General features: G+C 70.4%; 7 protein-coding genes. 3 read left to right on the top strand and 4 right to left on the bottom strand.

What is annotated here, in order from left to right; all coding sequences use genetic code 11:
* Positions 1-104 precede the first annotated feature (104 nt).
* On the top strand, positions 105-248 hold the full coding sequence (locus tag FHR04_RS20440; RefSeq protein WP_139405020.1) for a CatA-like O-acetyltransferase: 144 nt from the start codon (positions 105-107) through the stop codon (positions 246-248).
* Here the strand turns inward: FHR04_RS20440 and FHR04_RS20435 are convergent.
* The 4 genes from FHR04_RS20435 to smpB are packed head-to-tail and all read right to left on the bottom strand — an operon-like array spanning position 245 to position 6,008.
* A complete protein-coding gene (locus tag FHR04_RS20435) occupies positions 245-3,571 on the bottom strand; it encodes an AAA family ATPase (protein WP_139405019.1) in 3,327 nt (1,108 codons plus the stop codon). The two genes, FHR04_RS20440 and FHR04_RS20435, sit on opposite strands and share 4 nt — an antisense overlap.
* Before the next feature lie 48 nt (positions 3,572-3,619).
* The gene (locus tag FHR04_RS20430) at positions 3,620-4,165 is read right to left on the bottom strand and encodes a GerMN domain-containing protein (protein ID WP_311734724.1); all 546 of its coding nucleotides are present in this window, start codon (positions 4,163-4,165) and stop codon (positions 3,620-3,622) included.
* A complete protein-coding gene (locus tag FHR04_RS20425) occupies positions 4,162-5,580 on the bottom strand; it encodes an N-acetylmuramoyl-L-alanine amidase (RefSeq protein WP_375782582.1) in 1,419 nt (472 codons plus the stop codon). Before FHR04_RS20425 ends, FHR04_RS20430 begins: the two co-directional genes overlap by 4 nt.
* Entirely contained in the window at positions 5,577-6,008 is a 432-nt protein-coding gene (gene smpB, locus FHR04_RS20420) for an SsrA-binding protein SmpB (protein ID WP_039683754.1), read from the bottom strand. Before smpB ends, FHR04_RS20425 begins: the two co-directional genes overlap by 4 nt.
* A 189-nt stretch (positions 6,009-6,197) precedes the next feature.
* Here smpB and hmpA point away from each other — a divergent pair, with 189 nt between their 5' ends.
* Positions 6,198-7,436: an NO-inducible flavohemoprotein gene (gene hmpA, locus FHR04_RS20415; RefSeq protein ID WP_139405018.1), complete on the top strand. Its 1,239-nt coding sequence runs from the start codon at positions 6,198-6,200 to the stop codon at positions 7,434-7,436.
* 105 nt (positions 7,437-7,541) lie between these two features.
* On the top strand, positions 7,542-7,958 hold the full coding sequence (locus tag FHR04_RS20410; protein WP_139405017.1) for an RrF2 family transcriptional regulator: 417 nt from the start codon (positions 7,542-7,544) through the stop codon (positions 7,956-7,958).
* Positions 7,959-8,134: the final 176 nt, after the last annotated feature.

Genomic DNA, 8,134 nt, shown 5'->3' with positions numbered 1-8,134 from the left:
GAGGGTCTTGGGCTGGATCCGGGCCGTGTTGAAGCGGAGGTTCGACGGGTCGGGGAGGAAGACCTGGTAGTCCATGACGAATGATGCGCCTGGACTGATGCTGCATCACCAAATGTGCGGAAGTTCCGGGCCGACTGCGGATGCCGGTGGCCCTACGGGCCAACCACGCGGCCTGCGACGGCTTTCACATCGCGCAGTTTTACCAGGAACTGCAACGCGAGCTGGACACCTTCATGGCCCCGGCCTAGCCTTCCACCGGCACGCGTCGTGCGCCGTCCTCGGTTTGACGGATGCTCAGGACGCGGCTGGCCCCGCTGCCGTCGGTGGTCACGCCCCACAGGGCGGTGGCAACTTCCATCGTGGCCTTCTGATGCGTGACCAGCAGGAACTGTGCGCCGCGCGCGCTGAAACGCTCCAGAAAGGCGGTGAAGCGGCGGATGTTGGCCTCGTCCAACGGGGCGTCCACCTCGTCCAGCACGGCCAGAGGCAACCCCCCAGCACCCTCTTGTAGACCACTGCCGTCGCCGCCCGCATGGTTCAGCGCGAACAGGAAACCCAGGCCCGCCATGGTGCGCTCCCCGGCGCTCAGCAGGTTGAGGTTGCGGGTGCGCTTGCCTTTGGGCTGCACAGCCAAGCGCAGGCCCGTCAGTCGGCCCGAGTCGTCGCTCTCCCCTTCCAGCTCGCCCTCCCCGCCCAGCAGCTCGGCGCTGTATTCGCGGAAGGCGGCGTTTACGCGGCTGAAGGCGGCGCGGGTGGCCTTCCCTTCGGCGTCCTGCAACTCGCCCAGATGGGCGCGCAGTTCGGCGGTGGCGCTCTCGGCGTCCTCGGCCTCGGCCCGCTGGGCGGACAGTTCGGCCAGCTCGGCAGCATGATCGGCCTCGGCGCGGGCGTTGACGGTGCCCAGCGTCTCCAGTTCGGCGCGGGCGCGGGCCAGTTCCGCCGTCCACTCGCGCGGGGTGCCGGGTGGGGTGCAGCCGGCGGGCAGCGGCTCCAGGCTGCCCTCGCGGCGGGCGATCAGCACGCGCAGATCGTCCAGGCGGGCGCGGACCTTGTTCTGGGTGCCGATCAGGTTGGCGTAGGCGGCGGCAGCGGCCTCGCGGGCGGCCTCGGCGCGGGGGAATTCGGCCTCGTCCAGTTCGCCCAGCGCGGCCTCCCGACGGGCAAGTTCGGCGGCGGCGGCGCTCAGGTGGGCGTCCTGGGTGGCGGCGGCCCCGGCGTTGGCATTCAGGCGGGCGCGAAGATCGGCGGCGCGGATCTGGGCGGACTCGTAGGCCCGCCATGCGGCAGATAACTCGCGGGCCAGGGCCAGCGCCTCGGCAGCTTCCCGCTCGGTGGCCCGGCCCGTTTCGGCGGTGTGCCGGGCGGCGGTCAGCTCCGTTTCCAGCGCAGCTACATCTGGCAGGTCCAGTACAGAGGTGACCTCCTGTTCCGGTCCCAGCCGTGCCAGCAGGCGGTCGCGGTTTTCACCCAGACTGCGGATCTGTGCGGTCAGTTCGGTCACGCGGCGTTCGGCATCGCGTTCCTCGCGGGCGGCGCGTTCGCGGGCGGCCAACAACCCATCGTGGCGCTCGTCGCCGCCGCCCAGCGTCAGCCTCAACCGCTCCAACTCCGCCGAGAAGCGCGTACCCAGCGCGTCGGCCTCCTCCAGTTCCGCCTCCAGCTCCTGAAAGCGGCGCTGATCCCCTAGGACGCCCGCACCGCTGTCGCGCAGTCTGCCCCCGGTGATGGCCCCGCCGGGTTCCACCAGCTCGCCATCCAGCGTGACCAGACGCGGGCGGTTGCTGTGAGAGCGGGCAATGCGGTTGGCGGCGCGCAGGTCCTGCACCACCAGCGTGTCGGCCAGAATCGCCTGGCCCACCAGCGGCGGATCGCTGGGGCACAGGTCCGCCAGATTGCCCACCACACCCAGTTCGTGCAGAAACTGGGCGTCGCGGCGGGGGCGGGCGCGGATCAGGTCCAGCGGCAGGAAGGTGGCCCGCCCGCCGGAACGCTTCAGCTCCTCGATGATGTCGCGGGCATCGTCGGCCCGGTTCACCACCACCTGCTCCAGCCGCCGCCCCAGCGCCGCGCCGATGGCCGTTTCATATTCAGCCGGCACGGTCAGCAGGTCCGCCACCGAACCCACGATGCCGGGGTGGTCCAGCCGCAGGGCGTTGCGGGCGCCCTCGCCGTAGCGGGCGTAGCTGTTCAGGGCGGTTTGCAGGCGCTCGCGCTCGCGCCTCAAGGGGGCCACGCTGGCGTTCACGCGGGCCAGCTCATTGGTCAGGTGGCGTTCCTGGCTCACGGCGGCCTCGCGTTCGGCGGCCACCGCGGCGTACTGCGCTTCGGCGTCTTCGCGGGTGTGACGCGCGGTGGTCAGGCGTTCGGTGGCGGCTTCAAGGCCTTCAGCCGCCGCTTCCAGATTCCCCTCGGCCCGCTCCAGCTCGGCGCGCAGGGTTTCGCGGCTGGCCTCAGTGCGGGCCAGTCCCTCGGCGGCGCGGGCAGCCAGCGTGCGGGCGCGGGTGAGTTCGGCGTCCAGGGTACGGGCGCGGCGTTCGGCATTCTCGGCGTCGCTACGAATCCGGGCGGAGGCGGCTTCCAGCGCGGCCAGATCGGGCGCGGGCTGGGCCGGGGGTGACGTGGGAAGGCTGGCGAGTTCGGCCTGTAAGCCCTCGGCCTCGCCCCGCAGGTGAGCGCGGTAGCGTTCGGCCTGGGCGTGGGCGTCGCGGGCAGCCCTGAGGGCATCCAGCGCTCCGGCGTGCGCGTCCCGGCGGGCGCGGGCGTCCTGTGCCGCCTCGCGGGCGCTTTCCACCCCGGCAGCAGCAGTCTGGACCTCGGCGGCGAGGGAGGCACTCTGAATATCGAGCTGTGCTGTCTCGGCCCGCGCTCCGGCGATCTCGCGGTGGAGGGCCGCCTGACGTTCGCGCTTCAGGGCGTCTTCCAGGGTCAGGGTCCGCAGTGTCAGCTCACGCCAGCGGCGGGCCTGCGTGGCGGCGCGTTCCAGCCGCGAGACGGCGGCCTCCCGTTCACCGAGCAGCAGGCGCAACTGGGCCAGATGGCTGTCGGCATCTTTCAAGCGTGCCTCGGTCTCCTGGCGGGCACTGACGGCGCGGGACAGCCCGGCGGCCTCCTGAACGTGGCCCAGCAGCGTGCGGCCCTCGGCGCCCACCACGCCGCTGACCTCGCCCTGGCCGATCACCGCCAGCCCGCCCGGCCCCAGCCCGGTGCCGCGCAGGGCGGCCTGCACGTCGCGGGCGCGAACCGGCTTGCCGTTCAGGTCCTGCTCGCTCGCGCCGTCGCGGTAGATACGGCGCGACAGGTTGACCCGGCCTTCGGGGGTCTGCAATTCCAGCTGCACCTCGGCCAGCCCGTGCGGCGCCTTGCCGCCGCTGCCGTGGAAGATCAGCTCGCTGCCGCGCCCCGCCCGCAACTCGCGCGCCCGCGCCCCGTGGGTGACCCAGCGCAGGCCCTCCACGACGTTGCTCTTGCCGCTGCCGTTGGGACCGATCACGGCGCTGACGCCGGGGCCGAACTCCAGCCGGGTGCGTTCGGCGAAGCTCTTGAAACCTTGCAGGGTGATGGAACGCAGCATGGCTTCGCGTCCAACCGTCAGACCGTTCGACGGTTGGACATCCTCCCCCTATTCATCGGCGCAGTCCTGCCGCGTGAACGGATTGCGCAGGTCGATCTGGCCCAGCGTGTCTACGGGCTCGCCGTTCAGGACGAAGGTCACGTCGTCGCCTCGCGTGTCGAGCAGCGTGCGGGTCAGGGTGCACAGCAGCATGCGCTCGCCGCTGGGACCGTAGCGCAAGCCCGCGTAGGCGGCGGGCAGGTCCACGTAGTAGTGCGGGCCGCGCAGGTAGACCTTGGGGGCCGCCGTGCCCGCCGGAACCACCGCCAGGTTGGCTGAGCTGTTGGGGCCGCCCGCCCAGACGTTCAGGGCGGCCTGGGCCACGGCGCGCGGGTTGCTCTGGGTGACCTGCACGGTGCGGGTCTCGGCCTTCATGCTGCGGACCTGCGGATCGGTGAAGTACACCTGCACCTTCATGGCGGTCCGCTCGGCCAGTTGCAGCTTGGGTGCCTCGGGCGGGGTGGGCGGTTTCTGCACCGTCTGATACGCCAGCACGGCGGCGGCCAGCAGCGCGGCGCTGATCACGTTGAACAGCGAGAACACGCGGCGGATCACTGTCCGGCTCCGGCCAGGGCACCGACGTTGGCGTTGTTGTTGGCGCGGGCGGTCAAGTAGGTGGCCACCGAGCGCGCCACCGCCACCGACAGCGCCTGCAGGCGACGCTCGACGCTCAGGTTCGCCAGGTCCTTGGAATTGCTGGCCCAGCCCAGTTCCAGCAGCAGCGCGGCCTGCGGGGCCTCACTCAGGGTCATGACCCGCGACAGGCTGCCCTGCCCCGCCGTGATGTTGCCGCCCTTGAGTTCGCCGCGCAGCAGTTCGCTCAGCCGGCGCGTGCCGCCGGTATCGCCCACCACCAGCGAGCCGTAGGGCAGCGCGGTGCCCACCCGCACCCCATTGACCAGCTGCGACGGCGAGCGGCCCGTCGGTTCGTACACCGTCACGCCGCCGCGGGTCGAGCCGGGAAAGCGGCCCAGGTCCAGCGCCAGGTACACGTCGCTCTGGCGGGCCAGCTGCTGCTTCTGGTCGCGGTTCAGGGCGGTGGCGCTGTCGCGGGTGACCTGCACCTGCCAGCCGGCCTTGGTCAGCATCTCGGCGGCCCGGCGGGCCACGTCCAGGGTAGGGTCACGGCCGATGCCGGCGGTCTTGACCGGGTCCAGCACGATCAGCGGGCGCGTGACCCGCTCCAGGATGGCCGGACTGCCGCGCGGAATGCCCGGTCCCAGGTCCAGCACCACCCGCGTGCCGGACGGACGGACCACCTTGTAGACGCGGTAGCCGCTCGCGGCGGTGATCGGGGCGCTCACGATCAGGTCGTCGCCGTCGCGGCTGACCTCGGCGGACGGCAGGAAGGCGCCGCGCGTGGTGTACTTGCGGGCCTCGCCCTTGACGCCGCGCAGCCGCACCACCACCCGGCTGCCGCGCGCCTCGTCGGTCAGCGACACGTCGCGGCTGAGGTCCAGCACCAGCCGGTCACTGTCCTGGCCCGCGCGGCTGCTGACGCCCAGCAGTTGCGGCGGCACCAGCGTCAGCTTGCCCTGCTCGTAGCGGGCGCCCAGCCCGGTGGCCAGGGTGGACAGCGGCAGGTACACCGCGCCGTTCACCCACGTCGCCGCCTGCCCCTGAAGCCGGCGCGTGTCGATCTGCACGGTGTTGAAATCCGTGGTGGCGCGCTCCTGATCCAGATCGATGGGCAGCAGCAGGGTGTGGCCCAGCCCGCTGATGCGCATCACCGAACCGTCACGGACCACGGACACCAGCTTGCCCACCGCGTCCACATTCACGTACTCGGCCCCGTACAGCCCGATGCTCTCCACCTGCTGGCCCGCCAGGTTCAGCTTGCCGTAGGTGATTTGCGCGCCGGCCAGACCGGCCAGCAGCAGCGCCGCCGCCAGCAGGGGCCAGGACCGCCACAGACCGCTCCCCTTGCCAGCGCCGCCCCACCCGCGCCACCCCGAAGAAAGGCGCTTCACAGGGACCGCAGCTCCCGCTGCACGGTCTTCTCGGCCTCGGCGCGGCGCTTGTCATGCAGCTTCTTGCCACGTGCCAGCGCCAGTTCCACCTTGAAATACCGGCCCTTGGCGTACAGCCGGGTGGGAATCAGCGTCAGCCCCTTTTGCTCCAGGCCGCGCTTCATTTTGGCGATTTCCTCGCGGTGCAGCAGCAGGCGGCGGGTGCGGCGCGGCTCGTGGTTGTTGTAGGTGGCCTCGGTGTAGGTGGGAATGTACAGGCCTTCCAGATCGACGTTCCCGCCGGCCAGCCGGGCAAAGGCGTCGCGGAAGTCGACGCCCCCGGCGCGGATGCTCTTGACTTCACTGCCGGTCAGACTGATCCCCGCCTCGAAGCGCTCCAGCAACTCGTACTCGTAATGGGCGCGGCGGTTGGTATACACGCCCCGCAGTCTAGCAAAGCTGCCGCGCGGTGGTCTGGCATCTTCACCGCTGTCGGGCAGGACGGGAGGGGCCGAGGCCACACCACGCCTGTCCCCGGCCAGTCACCGTGCAGCTTCAGCCGCTTCATCTTTCTTGCGAGTGGGACGCCTGTCCCTTAAATATACTTTTTAAAGGCATATTTTACGGCCGAGGAAATTATGCTGACACCCGATCAACTGTCCATCGTCAAAGCCACCGTTCCCGCACTCGAGGCGCACGGTGAGACCATCACCCGTCACTTCTACGCGTCCATGTTCGCCGCGCACCCCGAACTGCTGAACATTTTTAATCCCGCCAACCAGAAGACTGGCAAGCAGGCCCGCAGCCTCGCGGCGTCGGTGCTGGCCTACGCCGCCAACATCGATCACCCCGAGCGCCTGGGCGGCATGGTGGGCCGCATTGCCCACAAGCACGTCAGCCTGGAAGTGCTGCCCGAGCACTATCCCATCGTGGGCGAGCACCTGCTGGGCGCGATTGCCACCGTGCTGGGCGACGCCGCCACACCGGAGATCCTGGACGCCTGGGCCGCCGCCTACGGTCAGCTGGCCGACATCATGATCGGCGTGGAGCGCGGGATGTACGCGGGGGCCGCGCAGCAGCCCGGCGGCTGGCCCGGCTTCAAGCCGTTCCGGGTGGTGAAGAAGGTGCAGGAAAGCCGCGTGATCGCCTCGCTGGTGCTGGCGCCGGTGGACGGCCAGCCCCTGCCGCCGTTCCAGCCGGGCCAGTACCTGAGCCTGCAGGTGCGCGTGCCGGGGGGTGAGACCACCCAGATCCGCCAGTACAGCCTGTCGGACGCGCCCAACGGCCAGACCTACCGCATCAGCGTGAAGCGTGAGCTGGCGCCCGAGCATGACCCCTTCGCGCCCGGCGGCCTGATCTCCAACCATCTGCACGACGACGTGGGCGTGGGCGACGAGTTGCTGGTGCACACGCCCGCCGGGGACTTCGCGCTGCAGGACTCGGATCGCCCGGTGGTGCTGCTCAGCGGCGGCGTGGGCATCACCCCGATGCTGAGCATGCTCCACGCCCTGGCGGCGGGCAACTCTGAGCGCCCCGTCCTGTTCGTCCACGCCGCACTGGGACGCTGGCACCACGCCTTCCGCGATCAGGTTAACGCGCTGGCGCAGGCCCACCCGAACATCCGCAAAGTCGTGTACTACACCGACGTGACCGACGAGGATCTGGCCGGCGAGCACCACGACGAGACCGGGCTGATCCGCCTGGAAACGCTGCGCCCGTACCTGCCGGCAGGCGAGGCCGAGTTCTACTACTGCGGCCCCGAGGGCTTCACCCGCGCGGTGGAGGGGATTCTGGATCGCCTGCACGTCCCCGCCGAGCGCCGCTTCACCGAAACCTTCGGCCCCAGCCAGGACTTCGCCCCGGTGCTGACGGCGTAGGCCGCCGAACGCTAGACTCCAGCAAGCCGCCCACCCCAGAGAACATCCGGTCAGGACGCCGGGTGTTCTTTTGCCCGCAGACCCGCCTGCCCAGAGAGGTTCCCCATGCAGTTGACCCGCTTTACCGACGTCTCGCTGCGCGTGCTGATGCATCTCGCGCGGCTGGCGCCGGGTCAGAGCGCCACCACCCAGGAACTGGCGACGCTGTACAACGTGCCGTATAACCACCTGAACAAGGCGGTGCACCACCTGAGCAAGGCGGGGTGGGTGGCCGCCAGCCGGGGGCGCGGCGGCGGGCTGCGGCTGGCGGCAGCGCCTGGCGAGCTGCGGGTTGGCACGGTGGTGCGTTCCACCGAACCGCCCGGCGACGTGATCGACTGCGTTTCGCAGGCCTGCCCGCTGCGTTTCGACTGCGCGCTCAAACGGGCGCTGGACACGGCGAAGCAGGCGTTTTACACCACGCTCGACGGCTACACCCTGGCCGACGTGGCCGGCAGCCCGGCGTTGCTGGCGCTGGCCTGACGGGCAAGTCTCTATTCAGAGAGACGAAAGAGGCCGGGCGTGGATGGAAGGTAGTTGGCTGGAACTATGCCCGACAGGGGACGCCCTGCGGCTGTGATAGCCAGTCCCGCACCTTCCAGACGTGATCGGTCAGCCCGATCGTCATGGCCGGTGTGCGCTGGAGATACAGCTGACGT

It is taken from the genome of Deinococcus radiopugnans ATCC 19172 (assembly GCF_006335125.1).
Taxonomy (GTDB): domain Bacteria; phylum Deinococcota; class Deinococci; order Deinococcales; family Deinococcaceae; genus Deinococcus; species Deinococcus radiopugnans.
The sequence above is the reverse complement of the archived record's forward strand: the minus strand, read 5'-3'. Positions and strand labels throughout refer to the sequence as shown.